We start from the raw sequence: 16,402 nt of genomic DNA, 5'->3' as shown, positions 1-16,402 counted from the left end.
GCCGATGACCACGCCGGTCACCGGTCCGGGCGGGCGGCGGGTGACCACGCAAGTCGCCGGTCCCGAACGGCGGCCGATGACCACCCCGGACAGAGGCCCGGCCCGGCGGCGGTGACCGCGCCGGACGGGGGTCCGGACCGGTGACCGCCGACGGGCCTTCACCTGACGGAAGGCGAGCCTCCGTCACCCGGCGCGCCCAGCCCGTGTCACCCCACCCTCGGGCCCCCACCAGGCCCTTCGCCTCTGAGATGCGGGACGCCTTGTCCAGGTACAGATTGGAGAGAGCCCGTTCGGCGTAGAGGACTCGCGCTTCGGGCCGTCGGACCCATCGAAGGAGCGCACCATGACGAGTCATGCGAGCCAAGCCCGCCCCCATGTGGGACAGAGGTCGGAGACGGGCGCATTCGTCGGCGGGTGGACCGTCTTCGCCGCCGTGCTGATGATTTTCGGCGGTCTCATGGCGATCTTCGCGGGCATCTCCGCCATCGCCGACGACGACGTCTTCGTCAACACCCGGAATTACGTCTTCCAGTTCGACCTGACCGGCTGGGGCTGGGTCCATCTGATCCTCGGCGTCGTCGTGTTCCTCGCGGGATGCGCCCTCTTCCAGGGCGCCACATGGGCCAGGGTCGTCGGCGTCGCGCTCGCGGGCCTGAGCATGCTCGCGAACTTCCTGTGGCTGCCGTACGCGCCGTTCTGGGCGCTGGCCCTCATCACCATCAACGGGTTCGTCATCTGGGCCCTGTGCGCGCCTCGCAACAGGGAGGCATGACAACACCGCCACCCCTTTGCCTCCCGGGACCGGCCCGGGACCGCGAGCAACCGCTCCCGGTCCCGGGCCGGTTGCCGTGCGGGCCGGGGCGTCGAGCGCGTCAGCCGGGGTGCGTCGGCCCGTCGAGTTCCGCCAGGCCCTCGCTCCAGCGGACACGGCGTTGCGGGTCGCTCTGCTCCCACCAGGGTGTGCCGCGCTCCCCCAGGGCCACCTTGGCCAGCTGGACGCGGGCGCGGGCGGCGCGCTCGGCTTCACGGTCCTCGGCGCGCCGGGCGGCCGCGATCGCTCGCCGGGCCGCCATCAGGTGCGAGCGCAGCCGGGCGGCGACGTCCTCGGGAATGCGGGGGTCCGTGGCCCGCCAGCGCCGTCCGCCCACGATGATGAACCGCCCGTCGGGGGTGCGGTCCGGTCGCGCGTCTGCTGTCACGTGCACGAGTCTGCCCGCGAGCGCGCCGGGCGGCACCCGGCACCGGTACCGCCGCCCGGCCGCTCGGGTCAGTCGGCCGTCGGCTCCCCGACTTCGGAGGTCCTCGCGGTGCCGAAGGGCCACGCCTCGATGTCGCGGTAGTGGATCGGTCCGTGACCTCGGCCGCCGTTGCTGCCGACCAGGTGCAGGCGTTCGGCCCGCCAGGGACGGCCGGTGAACCCGGCGATCCCGTCGGCGATCTCGCCCGCCGAGGACGCGTCTCCCCTGCGGGCGCGGGCCAGCGTCAGGTGGGGGCGCAGGGGTCGCTCCGTGAAGGAGATGCCGGAGTCCCGGACGAGCGTACGCACGTCGGCGGCGAGTTCGTGCAGTCCGTCCAGGTCCCCGTCGACCCCGCTCCACAGCACCCGGTCGTCGAAACTGCCACTGCCGCGCAGTGCCAGGGAGAGCGGGGCGCGGTCCGCGGCGAGGGCGGCGAGGGGCGGGCGCAGCACCGGAACCGTCGCCGCGGGCAGCTCCCCGAGGAACGCCAGGGTGATGTGCCAGTCCTCGATACGGTTCCACCGCACGTGGGGGTGCGTGGCACAGGCGGACCGCAGCTCCCGGGCCAGCTCGTCCTTCGCGGCGTCGGGCGGGGCGAGGGCGATGAACACGCGCACGGTGGCCGGCCGGGTCTGATCGTTCATACGGACCTTGGTACCGCACGTGCGTGAGGGTGCCGTCGGCGGCCCGGGTACGGGCGCTGCGCCGACGCGCGCTCGGAGTGTCCCGGCCCGCCGGTCACCGTCGGCGCCGTGCGTCCGGCGGCCGCGTACGGCGCCCGGTGTGGGCGACGCGCCACGTGACGCGTGCCGGGCTTCTCAGGGGCCGCGGGCTTCCCGGTGGCTGCCGGCTTCTCAGGGGCTGTGGCCGGTCACGTCCCCGTCCGGGTCGTCCGCGAGCACGACCGCCGCCACGGTCCGCTTGCCCACGGGCTCACGATGCACCTCGAAGCTCTGGCTGACGGCCATGACGATCTCCAGGCCGTGCTGGCCGACGCGGCCCGGATCGGCGGCCCGCGCCACCGGCAGTACCGGAGCGCTGTCCCAGACGGTGACCTCCACACGGCCCGCCACCAGCTCCACGTCGAGCAGGCAAGGGCCCGGCGCGTACTTGCAGGCGTTCGTCAGCAGTTCGCTGACCACCAGCTGGACGATGTCCATGGCGCGGTCGGACACGGGAAACCCGTGCTCGGCCTGCACTCTCTTCAGAAAAACACGTGCCGTCTCGCGCGCCCGGGCGATGTCGCCGGGTCTGCCCTCGTACGCCTCAGAGGCTCTGACCAGTCGGTCATCCCTCAGCCGAGCCCTTTCCTGGGCAGCCTCATCCACGCGATCCGCCCGCTTCCTGAGCCATGACCGTTTCCGTCCAGCCTCTACCCCCGATGCCGAAGAACACCGGAATTCTCGACACCAATCCGCAGCCGGCCGGAGGCGCCGCTTCCGCCCGGCCCCCGGGAACGTAACAGGGGGCCTTCGCGGTCCGTCGCCGAGGTCAAGGTACTCGGCTCGGCCCGGCCCCGCCTCACGATGCTCGCAGCCGTGCGGGACAGCCCCGGCACCGTCGGACGACCGAGCCCAATCCCCCCTGTCCCATAATCGCTCTCATGATCACCATTCATCTGAAGTACGAGATCGACCCGGACAAGATCGAGGACTTCGAGGAGTACGGCCGCCGCTGGGTCGGGCTCGTCAACCGCTTCGGCGGGACCCACCACGGCTACTTCCTGCCCAGCGAGGGCGACAGCGACATCGCGTACGCCCTGTTCTCCTTCCCCGGCTTCGCGGCGTACGAGCGGTACCGGACGGACAGCGCGACCGACCCGGAGTGCCAGGAGGCGCTGGAGCTGGCCCGCACGACCGGCTGCATCAAGCGCTACGAGCGACGCTTCCTGCGCCCCCTGGACGCTTAGAGCCCGGTCGTTCGGATCGAGCCGGCGTCGCGCGGTCCGGCGGGCGGGGACGACCGCTCGGCCCGGCGTGCCGTCGGGTCGCCGCCGTACGATCATCGGCCTGTCGGGGTGCACCGCCGACCTCTCCCGGAACGAAGGATCTGCCAGATGGCCAAGACCGAAGCCACGTACGCCGTCACCGGCGCGTCCGGACGCCTGGGCGGACGCGTCGCCCGACGGCTGGCCGAGGCCGGCATCCCCCAGACCCTGCTGGCCCGGACTCCGGAGCGGGCGCCCTCGCTGCCCGGCGCCACCGTCGTCCCCGGTGCCTTCGCGGACGGTGACGCCGTCGTACGGGGCCTGCGCGGCATCGACCGGGTCCTGATGGTCTCCGCCTCCGAGTCCCCCGACCGGCTGGAGCAGCACCGCGCCTTCGTGGACGCCGCCGCCGAGGCCGGTGTCGGACACCTGGTGTACATCTCCTTCTTCGGGGCGGCTCCGGAGGCGACCTTCACTCTCGCCCGGGACCACTGGCGCACCGAGCAGCACATCAGGTCGAGCGGCCTGCGGTTCACCTTCCTGCGAGACAACCTCTACGCCGACTTCGCGCCCGCACTCGTCGGTGAGGACGGCGTCATCCGCGGTCCCGGCGGAGCGGGGCGTGCCGCCGTCGTGGCCCAGGACGACATCGCCGACGCCGCCACCGCCGTCCTCACCCACGCCGACGAGCACGCCGGAGCCCAGTACGACCTCACCGGGCCGCAGTCCCTGACGTTCGCGGAGATCGCCGCCGTACTGACCGAGACGACCGGCCGCGCCGTCCGCTACGAGCCCGAGACGCTCGACGAGGCCTACCGCTCCCGTGCCGGCTACGGCGCACCCGACTGGCAGCTCGACGCCTGGGTGTCGACGTACACGGCCGTCGCCGCCGGGGAGCTCGACGGTGTCACCGACGACATCCCCCGCCTCACCGGTCACCCCGCCACGTCCCTGGAGGCACTCCTGCGCCGGGACGGCGCGGCGTACTGAACGGCCCGCCGCCCGGCCGGGTCAGCGGACGCGGCGGATACGGATCGGGCCGCGGGCGGTCGCGGGGTCGACGGGGCGCCCCGCCTGCGTGATCTCCACCTCGCCTGCGTCCACCAGCCGCCGGGCCGCCCGGCGCGCCGGCTCCATCAGCTCGCGCCAACCGTCGCCGTCCCCCTCGTACACCGACCGCGCGGCGTCGGAGGGGCAGATCGTGGCGGTCGGCCGGCGTTGTTCGAGCAGGTCGAGGATGGCCCGTTCCAGGAGCCGTTCCGTCTGCCGTTCCGTGTCGGTCACCCCACCAGTGTCGCAACGCCGACGCGAGAAGTGACGAGCGACGGGCGGACACGGACCGCCCGCGCCCGCTTCCACCGCCGGAACCAAAACCCCGGGCGGCGGGCCGCACATGGTGGGCGGCACAGCTTCACGGACCCGTCTTGGCCCGTGACAGGGCGCAGCGCATACTCGTGCGATGCGTCCGCGTCCACGACTTCTCGCCCTGAGTTGTGCCCTCGTCCTCCTGGCGGCAGGCGGCCACGGCTGCACCGACGACGGCAACGCCCCGCGTGACCGTGCCGGCAGCGCGGCGCCGAAGGCGTGTGTCACGCGCGGCAACTGCGCCGGCGACGGCGGGGAGGTACGGCGTGACGGTGCCGACGGCAAGGTGCCGAGGGAGTGCGTCACCCCGCCGAAGGCCACCGGGGCGCAGACGGACGCGCGTGTGAAGGCGTCCGGCGCCGCCTCCGGGCCCGGCGACTTTGACGGGGACGGTGTCACGGACCTCTTCGTGGACGGCTGGTACCGGCCCGTCGGCGGGGGCGGCTGGCGACGCAACCCCGTCTACCTGCCCGGGTCGAAGGGCGGCGGGGTCACACCGTCCCGCGGGGTCTCCCTGCGCAGCCGGGGTGACGCCCTCGTGCAGGAGGGGCACGGCAGTCCCCGCAGCGGGTCAGGGGGTGTGCTGCCCGCGGCGGACCTGACCGGCGACGGCCGTGCGGACGTCGTCGTGCACGGTCTGGAGAAGGGGAAGCGCAAATCGCGCGTCGTGCAGTACCTCGCCCGTGGCGGCAGGCACGGCATCGGGAGCGTCGCCGAACTGTCGCGCACACTGCCGGAGTTCGACGCCGCCGGGGTCACCGACGTCCAGGGGGACGGCACCCCGGACGCGCTGGCGTTCCGGCCGCCGGACAGCCTGTGGGACCTCTCGCAGGAGCACCGGTGCGACACCTTCTTCGTGCTGCGCGGCCCGTTCCGCGCGGACGGCAACCCGGCCCGCGTGACGGCGGTGGACCTCTCGCTCGGCGGGACGGTCAGCACGCGCCAGGTGGTCTGGGGCGACTTCACCGGTGACGGGCGTACGGACCTGCTCGCCGAGTCGGTCGTCGGCGACCCGGACCCCGCCGACGAGGCCGACGAACCCGCGGCGTCCGACCATGTGGAGCTGTACGTCGGCACGACGGAGGGCTTCGCGCACGCCGGTTCCCCGCCCGGGATCGCGCCCTGGAGTGAACCGCTCGACGCCAGGCCCCTGTCCCTGGGGGACTTCGACGGGGACGGCGCCGACGACGTGCTCCAGGGGACGACCGCACGGTTCGGGGGCGCGGGCTTCCTGGACGCCACCGGCCGGACCGCCAGGGTTCCCGCGCTGCGGGCGGCGGCCGTGGGCGACGTGAACGGCGACGGCCGTGACGACCTCGTGGAGGCGTCGTACGGCCGCCGCCACCCGGTCGGGAGGGTCACCGTCCATCTGGGTGGGGACCGGGGTCCGTCGGCCCGGGCGCAGAGCTCCTTCGACCGCCATGTCCTGGACCTGCCGGGAGGCCCCTCGCACGAGGCGGACAGCGATTACCTCGGCTGGGACGTGGCGCTCGCCGACCTGGACGCCGACGGCCGGGACGAACTGGTCGTGGGCTACGTCGGCTTCAACCGTCCGCGTGAGGAGAACGGGTACTGGGTCTTCCCGGGCACGTCCGAGGGGTCCTCGGCCGACGGCGTGACCTTCCTGCCCACGGGACGGCTCGGCACGGGGTGATCCGGCCGCCGGACGACCGTTCCGCTCGCACGCGCTTCGGGCGTGACGCGCGAGGGCCGTTCGCCCGTGCCCGCCCGCCGTTCGCGTGACGTGACGCCGGTTCAGCGCGGATCCGCCTCGAAGAGGGCGATGGTGTCCGTGTCCGCGAAGCGCGGTGTCTCCGCCTCCGCGACCATGAGGGCCGCGATCCCCGCGCGCGGCGCCCTGGGCGGCAGCCGGCGGGGCTTGAACCCCGCCGCGCGGACCAGCTCTCCGTCGCCCCGGTAGGGACGGTCGGTGAGTGGCCCGGCGTGCACGGTGGTCCCGCCGGCCTCGCGGACGGCGCGGCCCGCGAGGTCCTTGGCCTCCCACTCATGGCGCAGGATGCGCTGGAGCAGGGCTCCGTTGACTGCGCCGAGCGCTCCCGCGGTGGCTCCCATGCCGAGCGAGGTCAGCCAGATGACGCGGGGTCCGGCCGAGGCGATCTGGCGGGCGCCGTCGACGAGTACCGAGGGGTCCTGTCTTCTGGTGACACCGAGGCCGCTGACCACGACGTCCGCTCCGGCCACGGCGGCGGCGACACTGCCGGGGTCCGTCACGTCGGCCCGGACCACTCGCAGGCTTCCCGAGGCGTGGGTCCCGGCCTGTTCGGGTGTGCGGGCCAGGGCGATGACGTCGTGCCCGCGCTCCAGGGCACGTGCGACCACGAGGCGGCCGGTCCTTCCGGTGGAACCGAGTACGGCGATCTTCACGAGGTCTCCAGTCGTGAGGGCGGTGGGAGTGGGCGAGCCGGAGCTTGGGCGGCCCGGCCCGGGTCGGGCGGGCGGTGCGGGTCAGCCGAGGCCGGACAGGACCGCCACGGCCTGGCCGTGCACGCCGGGCGCCGAGGCGAGGAAGTCCGGGTCGCCCAGGGTCCACGGCTCGCCCCGCGTCCCGGTGACCGAGCCGCCCGCCTCGGAGACCAGCAGCGCGCCGGGCAGCAGGCCCGAGCGCACGTCGGAGAACTGCCAGAAGGTGTCCATGCGGCCGGACGCGACGTGGATGAGCTGCATCGTGGCGGGCACCGAGACCCGCACCACCAGGGCGTTCAGCAGCATGGCCGTCACCGAGGCCCCCATGCGGCGCAGTGCCTCCTCGGCCTCACCCGGCTTGGCCTGGCCGGTGCCCACCAGCGCCGCCTTCAGGTCGGTCTTCGCGGACGCGCGCAGCCGCTCGCCGTTGAGGAAGGCGCCCCGGCCGAGGAGCGCGGTGTAGGTGTCGCCGGTCAGCGGCAGGTGGACCACGGTCAGCACCGGGACGTTGTCGCGCACCAGAGTGGCGGTCACGCCCCACTCGGTCATGCCGTGGATGTGGTTGATGTTGCCCTCGGCCGCGTCCACCACCCACCACTCGCCCTCGGGCAGCGGGCCGCCGGCCAGTTCGTCCTCCGCCCACCGGGACCCGGGACGCGCGGCGAGCAGCGGCTGCTGGACGAGTGCCAGGACGGCCTCGTCGTTGGCGTCGATGGCGCGGACGATCTCGTCGAGGTCGCCGGGGCGGGCGGCCAGGTCGTGGCGCTCACGCAGGTGCGCGCCGGCTGTCCGCAAGGCGGTCACGGCGTCCGCCAGGACCGCTTCGAGCCCGGTGGGCTCGGCGGGCTCGGTGGCGGCGGCGGTACGGGAGTCGGAGAAGGCGTTCATGAGCGCTCCAGACGAAGGGGGACGCGGCCTCCCGGCCGCTCGCCTTCGACGTTAGGACCAGGCATCATTAACATCAAATGCAATCTAGTTATGACTGGATTTACCACGATGCAACTGGACTTGAATCTGCTCACCGCGCTCGACGCGCTGCTGGAGGAAGGCAGCGTGACGGACGCCGCCGCCCGCCTCCACGTCTCGACCCCCGCCATGAGCCGGACCCTGGGCCGCATCCGCCGGGCCACCGGGGACGAGATCCTTGTCCGCACCGGCCGGACGATGACCCCCACCCCGCGTGCCCTGGCCCTGCGCGCGACCGTGCACGAGCTGGTGCAGCAGGCGCAAGCCGTCCTGTCCCCGCACACCGAGGTCGACCTGGCGGCGCTGCGGCGGACGTTCGTCCTGAAGTGGCACGACGCCCTCGCCGCCGCGGCCGGTCCCGCCCTGCTCCGCGCGCTGCGTGCCGACGCTCCCGGGGCGCGACTGCGCTTCCTCGCCGAGGCTGCCACCGACACCCATGACCCGCGGCGCGGGGACGTCGACCTGGAGGCCGGCGCCGGTGAACCGTCCGCGCCCGAATTCCGCCACGAGGTCGTGGGCCAGGACCGGCTCGTCCTCGTCCTGCGCCCGGCGCATCCCCTGTGCCACGACGGACCGCTCACCCTGGAGGACTACGCGTCCGCCGAGCACATCACCGTCTCCCGGCGGGGACGGCTGCGCGACCCCCTGGACGACGCGCTGGAGGCCCGGGGCATGAGCCGACGGGTGGTGGCCGCCGCCCCCACCAACGCCACGGCGCTGCAGTTCGTGCGCCATCACGACCTCGTCGTGGCGGTCCCCGAACTCGTCAGCCGCCCCCTGCTGGAGGGGCTCGGCCTCGTGGTCCGGCCACTGCCGCTGCCGATGCCCGGCATCCCCGTCCACCTCGCCTGGCACCGGCGCTACGACAACGACCCGGCCCACGCCTGGCTGCGCGCGCGGGCCCGCACGGCCCTGCGGGACGCGTGCGGCGGCCCGGCCGAGGGCGCCGGCGAGGGATTCGCGGAAGCCTGAGCGCGGACGGGCGTCCCCGTACGCTGTCGGGCGTCCTCAGCGCCGGTTTCCTCGGACCGCCGCCAGGGCGATACCGATCACGACGAGTACGACCGCCAGGACCTGGAACCAGGTGGGCATCAATTCGAGCCCTTTGTAGGCGAGGGTGCGCGCATCCACCATCTGACCTCCTCAGTCGGACCGTCGTTTCCGGCTGCCCGGTTCCGGTGGCGGAATGCCGGTACGGCGCATCCCCCGCAAGGGGGCCTCGCGACGTCCCGTTCGACCTCACAGGCATGCAATCGCCGCGTCGGTGCAGGTGTGTGTCATGAGGTGTCTTGTCTACCGCGCGTCCCAGGACGCACCCGAGCAGGTCGACTGCGACCGGACCGACGGCGGCCTGAAGGCCGTGCTGGAAAGTGTGCAGCGGGTCGGGGAGCACGAGTTCTGCTGGGTCCACATGGACGATCCCGACCCGGCCGACCTGGAGGAACTGGCCGTTCCGCTGGGGCTGCACCCCCTGGCCGTGGAGGACGCCGTCCAGGCGCACCAGCGCCCCAAGCGGGAGCGTTACGGCGACGTGCTCGTGGTCGCGCTGAAGACGCTCTGGTACGTCGAGGACGGCTGCGACGTGGAGACCGGCGAGGTCATGGTCTTCACCGGCCCCCGGTTCGCGCTGACCGTCCGCCACGGCGCGGCCGATCCCATCGCCGAGGCGTCCCGGCGGCTGGGCGACGCGCCGGAGATGCTGCGGTTCGGGCCCGCCGCCGTGCTGCACGCCGTCCTGGACACCGTCGTGGACTCCTACATCGACGCGTCCGTGCAGGTCCGCACCGACCTGACGACGCTGGAGCGCCGCGTCTTCGCATCCGGCCGCGAGGACCTGACCGAGCAGATCTACTCGCTCAAGCGGGAGGTCCTGGAGTTCCTCGACGCCGTGCAGCCGCTGGTGCCCGTGGTGCAGGACTTCGCCGGGCCCCGTGCGGAGTGGCCCGAGGAGATGCTGCCGTACTTCCGCGACGTGTCCGACCACATGCACCGCACCGACACCGAGGTGCGCTCCCTGGACGAGCTGCTCAACTCCGTCCTCGACGCCCACCTCGCCCGGGTCGGGACCTGGCAGAACGACGACATGCGCCGCATCTCGGCGTGGGCCGCCATCCTGGCCACCCCCACCCTCGTCGCCGGCATCTACGGCATGAACTTCGCGCACATGCCGGAGCTGAGCTGGACGTACGGCTATCCCCTCGCGATCACCGTCATGGTGACCGCCGCCGCCCTCCTGCACCGGACCTTCCGCCGCAACGGCTGGCTCTGAGTCCCGGCGCGGGCGGGACAGTGGAAGGGGACTCGTCCCCCGGCTGACGGGCTTCCCGTCGCCGGTGGGGGCGAGCGGCTCGGCGCCGCACCCCTCGTACGCTTCTCCCGTGCCGGATTCCCCACTGAAACGCGTCGCCGTCCTTGTGCTGGCGGGTGCGAAACCGCTCGACGTGGGCATCCCCGCCCAGGTGTTCACGACCCGGGCGAGCATGCCCTACGAGGTGCGGGTGTGCGGCGCCGCGCCCGGGCTCGTGACCGGCGGGGACGGACTGTCGTACGCCGTCGCCCACGGTCTCGAAGCGCTCGCCTGGGCGGACATCGTGTTCGTGCCCGGGTACCGCTTCCCGGACCGGGACGACCCGCCGCGGGCGGTCCTGGACGCCCTGACCGCAGCCCACGCACGGGGCGCGCGGCTCGCCGCCATCTCGACCGGTGCCTTCGCGCTCGCCGCCACCGGGCTGCTCGACGGCAGACGCGCCACCACCCACTGGCACTACACGCGGGCCCTCGCCGCGAAGCGTCCGCTCGTCCGGGTCGACGAGAACGTGCTCTTCGTCGACGAGGGCAGCGTGCTGACGTCGGCGGGCGCCGCCTCGGGCATCGACCTGTGCCTGCACATCCTGCGCGGCGACCTCGGGGTGGCCGCGTCCAACCACGCGGCCCGGCGGCTGGTCGCGGCCCCCTACCGCAGCGGCGGGCAGGCGCAGTACGTGCCGCGGAGTGTGCCCGAGCCGCTCGGGGAGCGGTTCGCCGCCACCCGGGAGTGGGCGCTGCACCGGCTGGGCGATCCCCTGACCCTCACGGTCCTCGCCCGGCACGCGGGAGTCTCGCCGCGCACGCTCTCACGCCGCTTCGTGGAGGACACCGGCTACACGCCCATGCAGTGGGTCATGCGCGCCCGCATCGACATGGCACGGGAGCTGCTGGAGCGTTCGCAGCGCGGTGTCGAGCAGATCGCCGCGGACGTCGGCCTGGGCACCGGGGTGAATCTGCGGCTGCACTTCCAGCGCGTCCTGGGCACCACCCCGAGCGAGTACCGGCGCACCTTCGCCCAGGACCGGTAGGCACCTGACCCACCTTCGCACCGGGACCGTCAGGTGCCTGGCGCGATCCTTTCGGATCGTGGCATTCGCGCCGCTGCCACGCCGCGCGGACGCAAGCCAACCTGGTGGGGAGACGAAGGGACACCACTCATGACTCGTATCGCCATCAACGGATTCGGCCGCATCGGACGCAACGTGCTGCGCGCGCTGCTCGAACGCGACACCGACCTCACGGTCGTGGCCGTGAACGACCTCACCGAGCCCGCCGCCCTCGCGCGGCTGCTCGCCTTCGACACGACGGCCGGGCGGCTGGGCCGGCCGGTGACCGTCGACGGGGACACCCTGATCGTGGACGGCCGGCGCATCAAGGTGCTCGCCGAGCGTGAGCCGGCGAAGCTGCCCTGGGCGGAACTGGAGGTCGACCTCGTGCTGGAGGCGACCGGCCGTTTCACGTCCGCCGAGGCGGCGCGGGCCCACCTGGACGCGGGCGCGAGGAAGGTGCTCGTCAGCGCGCCCTCGGACGGCGCGGACGTCACGCTAGCGTTCGGCGTCAACACCGACGCGTACGACCCCGCGGCGCACACCATCGTCTCGAACGCCTCGTGCACGACCAACGCGCTCGCCCCGCTGGCCGCGGTGCTCGACGAACTCGCCGGTATCGAGCACGGCTTCATGACGACGGTGCACGCCTACACGCAGGAGCAGAACCTCCAGGACGGCCCGCACCGCGACGCCCGCCGTGCGCGCGCCGCCGCCTCCAACATCGTGCCGACGACGACGGGTGCCGCCAAGGCGATCGGGCACGTGCTGCCCAACCTGGACGGCAAGCTGTCCGGTGACTCGATCCGGGTGCCGGTACCCGTGGGCTCGATCGTGGAGCTCAACACGACCGTGGCCCGCGACGTGACCCGCGAGGACGTGCTGGCCGCGTACCGCACCGCTGCGGAGGGCCCCCTCGCCGGCATCCTGGAGTACTCCGAGGACGCGCTCGTGTCCTCGGACATCACCGGCAACCCGGCCTCCTCGATCTTCGACTCGGCCCTCACCCGCGTCGACGGACGCCACATCAAGGTGGTCGCCTGGTACGACAACGAGTGGGGCTTCTCCAACCGGGTCATCGACACCCTCGAACTGCTCGCCGGCAGCTGACGGCTGACGGCTGACAGAGGGGGATCACTCACCAGGTCCGGCGCCGGAGCGCAGCGGGTCTCCGGCGGCCGGACAGTCCGCACGGGCCGTCGGCGGGCCGCCGACATGACCGCCTCGTGACGGGGCAGCACAGAAGGTGTCCCGGGCCGGTCGTCGCCCCCACCGCGATCCGGCCGATCCGCGCGTCGCTCCGCGGGACGCGCGCCGCGACCTGGAGAGTGTGAGCCGTGACCATGACACCCCCGCCCTTCGACAGGGAACTCGCCGTCGCGCTCACGGAGTTCGCGCCGTCCCCCCTCACGCCCGAGCTGGTGCCCGGCAGCCGCGAGGTCGGGGCCGCGCTCCGGCCCACCGACGAGGCACTGAGCCGCGAGGAAACCTTCACCGTCGAGGACCGCGAGGTCCCCGGTCCCCCCGGCGCGCCCGCGGTCTCCCTGCTCGTCTGCCGCCCGGCCGCCGCCCGGGGCCCGCTGCCCGTCGTGTACTTCGTGCACGGCGGAGGCATGGTCACGGGCCACAACCGGCTCGGCGTCGACGAGGCGCTGGACTGGGCCGAGGAGTTGGGGCTGGTCGTGGTCTCGGTCGAGTACCGGCTCGCCCCCGAGAACCCGCACCCGGCCCCGGTCGACGACTGCTACGCGGGCCTGGAGTGGACCGTCGGCAACGCGTCCCTCGTCGGCGGCGATCCCGACCGGATCGTCGTGGCCGGGCAGAGCTCCGGCGGCGGGCTCACCGCCGCCCTGGCGCTGCGCGCCCGCGACGAGAAGGGCCCCCGGCTGCTGGGGCAGATGCTGATGTCTCCGATGCTCGACGACCGCAACGACACCTGTTCGGCCCGGCAGATGGCCGGGCGGGGCATGTGGGACCGGGCGTCCAACGACACCGGCTGGACGGCGCTGCTGGGCGAGCGGCGGGGCTCCGGCGACGTTTCCCCCTACGCCGCCCCGGCCCGGGCGGAGGACCTGAGCGGCCTGCCGCCCGCCTTCCTCGACGTGGGCTCCGCGGAGACCTTCCGCGACGAGGACATCGCCTACGCGGAGGCCATGTGGCGGGCGGGCGGTGAGGCGGAGCTGCACGTGTGGCCGGGCGGCTTCCACGGCTTCGACGCGCTGGTGCCGGACGCGGCCCTGTCCCGGCAGGCCCGCGCGGCCCGGCTGGCGTGGCTGCGACGGCTGCTGAGCCGCTGACCCGCGGCGGTCCCACGGCCAGGCGTCCGACGCGGGCCGCGGGCTCCCGCCGAGGGCTCACCCCAGCGCGTCGAGCAACTCCCGCTCGCGCCGTGCGCTGAGGCCGGCACGGCGGGGCCGGCCCAGTCCTCGTTCGCGTTCCCACGCCAGGGTGTCGGCGAGCAGATCCGCCCGGGACCGGTGGGTGAGACCGGCCGCCCGCGCCGCGGCCCCGCTCCGGGCCGACCACCCCTGCCAGTCCGGGTCGGCCACCCACATCGGCAGCGACTCCTCCCCCATGTACTCGGCCACGCCGTTGGCGAGCAGCCAGTCCGGGTCGGCGGTGACGACGGGACCGGTGTGCCCGCCCAGGGAGCGGGACAGTCCGATCCACTCCCCCAGCGGTACGGCCGGCCCGACGGCGTCGTACGTGCCGGTGGTCCCGTCCCGGGCGGCGTCCAGCAGCCAGGCGGCGAGATCGCGTACGTCCACGGCCTGCGTGGGCAGGGCGGGCGTGGCGGGGACCAGGAGCGGGGCGTGCGGATCGCGTGCGGCGCGGGCCGCCCAGTAGCCGGACCGTCCGCTGTCGTCGCCGGGGCCTCCGATGAGGCCGGCGCGGGCGACGAGGAGGCGGTCCCCCACGGCGGCGGCCGACACCTGCTCGCAGGCGACCTTCGCCTCGCCGTAGAGCGCGCGGCCGGCCTCGGCGAGGTCGGTGGCGGCGAGCAGGGGCGAGGACTCGTCGGCGTCCGGCAGGGCGTGCGAGGCGTAGGCGCTGATGGACGAGACGTACGTCCAGTGCCGCGCCCCGGCGCCCAGCGCGTCGAGCGCCTGCCTGACGAACCCCGGTTGCCAGGACACCTCGATCACCGCGTCCCAGGTCCGGTCGGCCAGCGGCTCGTAGGCCGAGGGCTCGTGCCGGTCCGCTCGTACCAGCTCCGCTCCGTCCGCGACCTCGCCGCTGGCGCCCCGGGCGAGGCAGGTCACGTGGTGGCCGCGCCCGATCGCCTGGCGCGACAGCTCGCGTCCCAGCCAGGCGGTACCGCCGAGAATCAGGATCTCCATGCCCCCAGCGAAGCAGCGGCGGTTCCGGACGCCCAGGGGAATCGGCTGACAGCAGATCCGGGCGGCCCGGAAGTGACGTGCAACTCCGGGGTTGCGTGTAGAGCCTGGACGTGCAACCGTGGAGTTGCACCCGATGACGACCACGAAGAAGGAGTACGGCCATGAGCGAGGACCGGATCGAACGCGAGACGCTGATCGAGGCACCCCTGGAGCGCGTCTGGTCGCTGGTGGCGCAGCCCGGCTTCTGGGTGGCGGACAAGGCCAACCTGCCCGGCACCGTGGCCCGGGAGGGCGAGACGATGGTGGCGCGGAACCCCGAGCACGGCGACTTCCCGGTGCGGGTGGAGAAGGTCCGGCCGCCCACGTACCTGTCGTACCGCTGGACCAGCGCGTTCCCCGGCGAGGAGCTCCGCGAGGACAACAGCACCCTGGTGGAGTTCACGCTGGCCCAGGAAGGCGACCGGACGCGGCTGCGGGTCGTCGAGAGCGGGTTCTCACAGCTGGCGGGGGCCGAGGACCTGCGCGCCCAGAACCACAAGGAGCACACCGAGGGCTGGCCGCTGGAGCTCGACGCCCTCAAGACGCGCGCGGAACGGTCGGTGTGACGGAGGCACGTGACGGTGCCGCCGCGGCGTTCGACGACGTCCTCGTCGCGCTCGCCGACCCGACCCGGCGGCACCTGCTCGAACTGCTCGCCGCGCAGGGCGAGGCCACCGCCACGACCCTCGCCGAACGCCTGCCGGTCTCCCGGCAGGCGGTGGTCAAGCACCTCGCCGTCCTGGACGCCGCCGGGCTGGTGACCGGCGGCCGGGTCGGGCGGGAGGTGCGGTACGCGGTGCGCCCCGCGCCCTTGGACGCGACGGCGCGGTGGATGGCCGCACTCGCGAGCGAGTGGGACCGGAGGCTGGCGAACATCAAACGCGTCGCCGAGGCGGCGGAGCGAGAGGAGGCAGGTCATGACCGCTCATCGGACCGGAACCCGTAAGGAGTGGCTCTCGGCACGGCTGGAACTGCTCGAAGCGGAGAAGGAGTTGACCCGGCGCAGTGACGAACTGGCTCGGCAGCGCCAGGAGTTGCCCTGGGTCCGGATCGACAAGGAGTACCGCTTCGAGTCGGACCATGGCACCGTGACCCTCCCGGACCTCTTCGCGGGACGCTCCCAACTGATCGTCTACCACTTCATGTTCGGCCCCGAGTACACGGCGGGGTGCCCGTCCTGCTCGGCCATCGCGGACGGCTTCGACGGCTCCGTCGTCCACCTCGCACATCACGACGTCACGCTGTGCGCCGTCTCGCAGGCACCGCTCGCCGAACTGAGCCGGTACAAGGAACGGATGGGCTGGAGCTTCCCCTGGGTGTCGACCGCCGGCGGCGACTTCGCCTACGACTTCAAGACCTCGCACACCCGGGAGCAGTGGGAGTCGGGGGCCGTCGACTACAACTTCCGCACGGTGGACTTCCGTCCGCCGGAGGGCGTGGAGACCCCCTTCCTCGACGAGATCGCCGCGAGCGTGGGCACGGACTGGGCGACCTACCGGCAGGAGGGCCCGGGGGTCAGCGCCTTCGTGCGCGACGGCGGGGAGGTCTACCACACGTACTCGGCGTACGAGCGGGGTGTGGACGCGCTGTGGGGCATGTACCAGTGGCTCGACCGCGCGCCGCTCGGCCGCAACGAGAACGGCTTCTGGTGGCGCCGCCACGACGAGTACGACAGCGGGCCGAAGCCCGCCGGGCCCGCGAAGCACAGCTGCTGCGGGTGACCTCCGCGCACGGTGGCCGGCGGCGCTC

At 73.5% G+C, this 16,402-nt stretch carries 20 protein-coding genes; 12 read left to right on the top strand and 8 right to left on the bottom strand.

Going from position 1 to position 16,402, the window contains the following annotated elements; genetic code table 11:
• The first annotated feature begins 343 nt into the window (after window positions 1-343).
• The gene (locus ACWGIS_RS29130; protein ID WP_453365443.1) at window positions 344-772 is read left to right on the top strand and encodes a DUF7144 family membrane protein; all 429 of its coding nucleotides are present in this window, start codon (window positions 344-346) and stop codon (window positions 770-772) included.
• A 100-nt stretch (window positions 773-872) separates the two neighbouring features.
• On the opposite strand, the gene ACWGIS_RS29125 is transcribed toward ACWGIS_RS29130, so the two are convergent.
• The 3 genes from ACWGIS_RS29125 to ACWGIS_RS29115 all read right to left on the bottom strand — a co-directional run bounded on the left by ACWGIS_RS29125 (window position 873) and on the right by ACWGIS_RS29115 (window position 2,566).
• The gene (locus tag ACWGIS_RS29125; protein ID WP_453365442.1) at window positions 873-1,199 is read right to left on the bottom strand and encodes a hypothetical protein; all 327 of its coding nucleotides are present in this window, start codon (window positions 1,197-1,199) and stop codon (window positions 873-875) included.
• A gap of 68 nt (window positions 1,200-1,267) precedes the next feature.
• Window positions 1,268-1,882 carry an RNA 2',3'-cyclic phosphodiesterase gene (gene thpR, locus ACWGIS_RS29120; protein WP_453365441.1) on the bottom strand — a complete coding sequence of 205 codons (615 nt, stop codon included), beginning with the start codon at window positions 1,880-1,882 and terminating at the stop codon, window positions 1,268-1,270.
• A gap of 210 nt (window positions 1,883-2,092) precedes the next feature.
• A complete protein-coding gene (locus ACWGIS_RS29115; protein WP_453365440.1) occupies window positions 2,093-2,566 on the bottom strand; it encodes an ATP-binding protein in 474 nt (157 codons plus the stop codon).
• Window positions 2,567-2,841: 275 nt separating this feature from the next.
• Here ACWGIS_RS29115 and ACWGIS_RS29110 point away from each other — a divergent pair, with 275 nt between their 5' ends.
• Window positions 2,842-3,147 (top strand): NIPSNAP family protein, encoded by a 306-nt coding sequence (locus tag ACWGIS_RS29110; protein WP_453365439.1) that lies wholly within the window; start codon window positions 2,842-2,844, stop codon window positions 3,145-3,147.
• A gap of 147 nt (window positions 3,148-3,294) precedes the next feature.
• A complete protein-coding gene (locus tag ACWGIS_RS29105; RefSeq protein WP_453365438.1) occupies window positions 3,295-4,155 on the top strand; it encodes an SDR family oxidoreductase in 861 nt (286 codons plus the stop codon).
• A gap of 21 nt (window positions 4,156-4,176) precedes the next feature.
• Here the strand turns inward: ACWGIS_RS29105 and ACWGIS_RS29100 are convergent, their stop codons facing one another.
• The gene (locus ACWGIS_RS29100; RefSeq protein WP_453365437.1) at window positions 4,177-4,449 is read right to left on the bottom strand and encodes a DUF3253 domain-containing protein; all 273 of its coding nucleotides are present in this window, start codon (window positions 4,447-4,449) and stop codon (window positions 4,177-4,179) included.
• 175 nt (window positions 4,450-4,624) lie between these two features.
• On the opposite strand from ACWGIS_RS29100, the gene ACWGIS_RS29095 reads away from it, so the two are divergent.
• Window positions 4,625-6,184, top strand: coding sequence for an FG-GAP repeat domain-containing protein (locus ACWGIS_RS29095; protein ID WP_453365436.1), 1,560 nt, complete (start codon window positions 4,625-4,627; stop codon window positions 6,182-6,184).
• Window positions 6,185-6,285: 101 nt separating this feature from the next.
• On the opposite strand, the gene ACWGIS_RS29090 is transcribed toward ACWGIS_RS29095, so the two are convergent.
• Both ACWGIS_RS29090 and ACWGIS_RS29085 read right to left on the bottom strand, forming a co-directional pair.
• A complete protein-coding gene (locus ACWGIS_RS29090) occupies window positions 6,286-6,915 on the bottom strand; it encodes an NAD(P)-dependent oxidoreductase (protein ID WP_453365435.1) in 630 nt (209 codons plus the stop codon).
• An 81-nt stretch (window positions 6,916-6,996) separates the two neighbouring features.
• A complete protein-coding gene (locus ACWGIS_RS29085) occupies window positions 6,997-7,842 on the bottom strand; it encodes an inositol monophosphatase family protein (protein ID WP_453365434.1) in 846 nt (281 codons plus the stop codon).
• Window positions 7,843-7,950: 108 nt separating this feature from the next.
• Here ACWGIS_RS29085 and ACWGIS_RS29080 point away from each other — a divergent pair, with 108 nt between their 5' ends.
• Entirely contained in the window at window positions 7,951-8,892 is a 942-nt protein-coding gene (locus ACWGIS_RS29080) for a LysR family transcriptional regulator (protein ID WP_453365480.1), read from the top strand.
• A gap of 36 nt (window positions 8,893-8,928) precedes the next feature.
• On the opposite strand, the gene ACWGIS_RS29075 is transcribed toward ACWGIS_RS29080, so the two are convergent.
• On the bottom strand, window positions 8,929-9,054 hold the full coding sequence (locus ACWGIS_RS29075) for a hypothetical protein (protein WP_453365433.1): 126 nt from the start codon (window positions 9,052-9,054) through the stop codon (window positions 8,929-8,931).
• Between the two features lie 145 nt (window positions 9,055-9,199).
• Here ACWGIS_RS29075 and ACWGIS_RS29070 point away from each other — a divergent pair, with 145 nt between their 5' ends.
• The 4 genes from ACWGIS_RS29070 (at window position 9,200) to ACWGIS_RS29055 (ending at window position 13,570) form a co-directional block, all read left to right on the top strand.
• Window positions 9,200-10,189 carry a magnesium and cobalt transport protein CorA gene (locus ACWGIS_RS29070; RefSeq protein WP_453365432.1) on the top strand — a complete coding sequence of 330 codons (990 nt, stop codon included), beginning with the start codon at window positions 9,200-9,202 and terminating at the stop codon, window positions 10,187-10,189.
• A gap of 109 nt (window positions 10,190-10,298) precedes the next feature.
• On the top strand, window positions 10,299-11,255 hold the full coding sequence (locus ACWGIS_RS29065; protein WP_453365431.1) for a GlxA family transcriptional regulator: 957 nt from the start codon (window positions 10,299-10,301) through the stop codon (window positions 11,253-11,255).
• Window positions 11,256-11,384: 129 nt separating this feature from the next.
• Window positions 11,385-12,383 (top strand): type I glyceraldehyde-3-phosphate dehydrogenase, encoded by a 999-nt coding sequence (gene gap / locus ACWGIS_RS29060; protein ID WP_453365430.1) that lies wholly within the window; start codon window positions 11,385-11,387, stop codon window positions 12,381-12,383.
• A 227-nt stretch (window positions 12,384-12,610) separates the two neighbouring features.
• On the top strand, window positions 12,611-13,570 hold the full coding sequence (locus tag ACWGIS_RS29055) for an alpha/beta hydrolase (protein WP_453365429.1): 960 nt from the start codon (window positions 12,611-12,613) through the stop codon (window positions 13,568-13,570).
• Between the two features lie 57 nt (window positions 13,571-13,627).
• Here the strand turns inward: ACWGIS_RS29055 and ACWGIS_RS29050 are convergent, their stop codons facing one another.
• Window positions 13,628-14,614 carry an oxidoreductase gene (locus tag ACWGIS_RS29050; protein WP_453365428.1) on the bottom strand — a complete coding sequence of 329 codons (987 nt, stop codon included), beginning with the start codon at window positions 14,612-14,614 and terminating at the stop codon, window positions 13,628-13,630.
• Window positions 14,615-14,775: 161 nt separating this feature from the next.
• On the opposite strand from ACWGIS_RS29050, the gene ACWGIS_RS29045 reads away from it, so the two are divergent.
• From ACWGIS_RS29045 to ACWGIS_RS29035, 3 genes are read left to right on the top strand one after another with little or no spacing between them, the layout of a single operon-like run.
• Window positions 14,776-15,219 (top strand): SRPBCC domain-containing protein, encoded by a 444-nt coding sequence (locus tag ACWGIS_RS29045; RefSeq protein WP_453365427.1) that lies wholly within the window; start codon window positions 14,776-14,778, stop codon window positions 15,217-15,219.
• Window positions 15,216-15,599, top strand: a complete 384-nt coding sequence (locus tag ACWGIS_RS29040; protein WP_453365426.1) for an ArsR/SmtB family transcription factor — start codon at window positions 15,216-15,218, stop codon at window positions 15,597-15,599. The genes ACWGIS_RS29045 and ACWGIS_RS29040 overlap by 4 nt, the downstream gene beginning before the upstream one ends.
• Complete coding sequence (locus tag ACWGIS_RS29035) at window positions 15,571-16,374, top strand: DUF899 domain-containing protein (RefSeq protein ID WP_453365425.1); 804 nt, start codon at window positions 15,571-15,573, stop codon at window positions 16,372-16,374. Before ACWGIS_RS29040 ends, ACWGIS_RS29035 begins: the two co-directional genes overlap by 29 nt.
• Window positions 16,375-16,402: the final 28 nt, after the last annotated feature.

Source organism: Streptomyces sp. NPDC054842 (genome assembly GCF_053611025.1).
Note: the sequence above shows the minus strand (reverse complement) of the source record. Positions and strands in the feature narration are given on the sequence as shown.

Coding starts and splice junctions, on each gene's coding strand:
- ACWGIS_RS29130 (WP_453365443.1), top strand. CDS start 344: ATGACGAGTCATGCGAGCCAAGCCCGCCCCCATGTGGGACAGAGGTCG.
- thpR (WP_453365441.1), bottom strand. CDS start 1,882: ATGAACGATCAGACCCGGCCGGCCACCGTGCGCGTGTTCATCGCCCTC.
- ACWGIS_RS29110 (WP_453365439.1), top strand. CDS start 2,842: ATGATCACCATTCATCTGAAGTACGAGATCGACCCGGACAAGATCGAG.
- ACWGIS_RS29105 (WP_453365438.1), top strand. CDS start 3,295: ATGGCCAAGACCGAAGCCACGTACGCCGTCACCGGCGCGTCCGGACGC.
- ACWGIS_RS29095 (WP_453365436.1), top strand. CDS start 4,625: ATGCGTCCGCGTCCACGACTTCTCGCCCTGAGTTGTGCCCTCGTCCTC.
- ACWGIS_RS29085 (WP_453365434.1), bottom strand. CDS start 7,842: ATGAACGCCTTCTCCGACTCCCGTACCGCCGCCGCCACCGAGCCCGCC.
- ACWGIS_RS29080 (WP_453365480.1), top strand. CDS start 7,951: ATGCAACTGGACTTGAATCTGCTCACCGCGCTCGACGCGCTGCTGGAG.
- ACWGIS_RS29075 (WP_453365433.1), bottom strand. CDS start 9,054: ATGGTGGATGCGCGCACCCTCGCCTACAAAGGGCTCGAATTGATGCCC.
- ACWGIS_RS29070 (WP_453365432.1), top strand. CDS start 9,200: ATGAGGTGTCTTGTCTACCGCGCGTCCCAGGACGCACCCGAGCAGGTC.
- gap (WP_453365430.1), top strand. CDS start 11,385: ATGACTCGTATCGCCATCAACGGATTCGGCCGCATCGGACGCAACGTG.
- ACWGIS_RS29050 (WP_453365428.1), bottom strand. CDS start 14,614: ATGGAGATCCTGATTCTCGGCGGTACCGCCTGGCTGGGACGCGAGCTG.
- ACWGIS_RS29045 (WP_453365427.1), top strand. CDS start 14,776: ATGAGCGAGGACCGGATCGAACGCGAGACGCTGATCGAGGCACCCCTG.
- ACWGIS_RS29035 (WP_453365425.1), top strand. CDS start 15,571: ATGACCGCTCATCGGACCGGAACCCGTAAGGAGTGGCTCTCGGCACGG.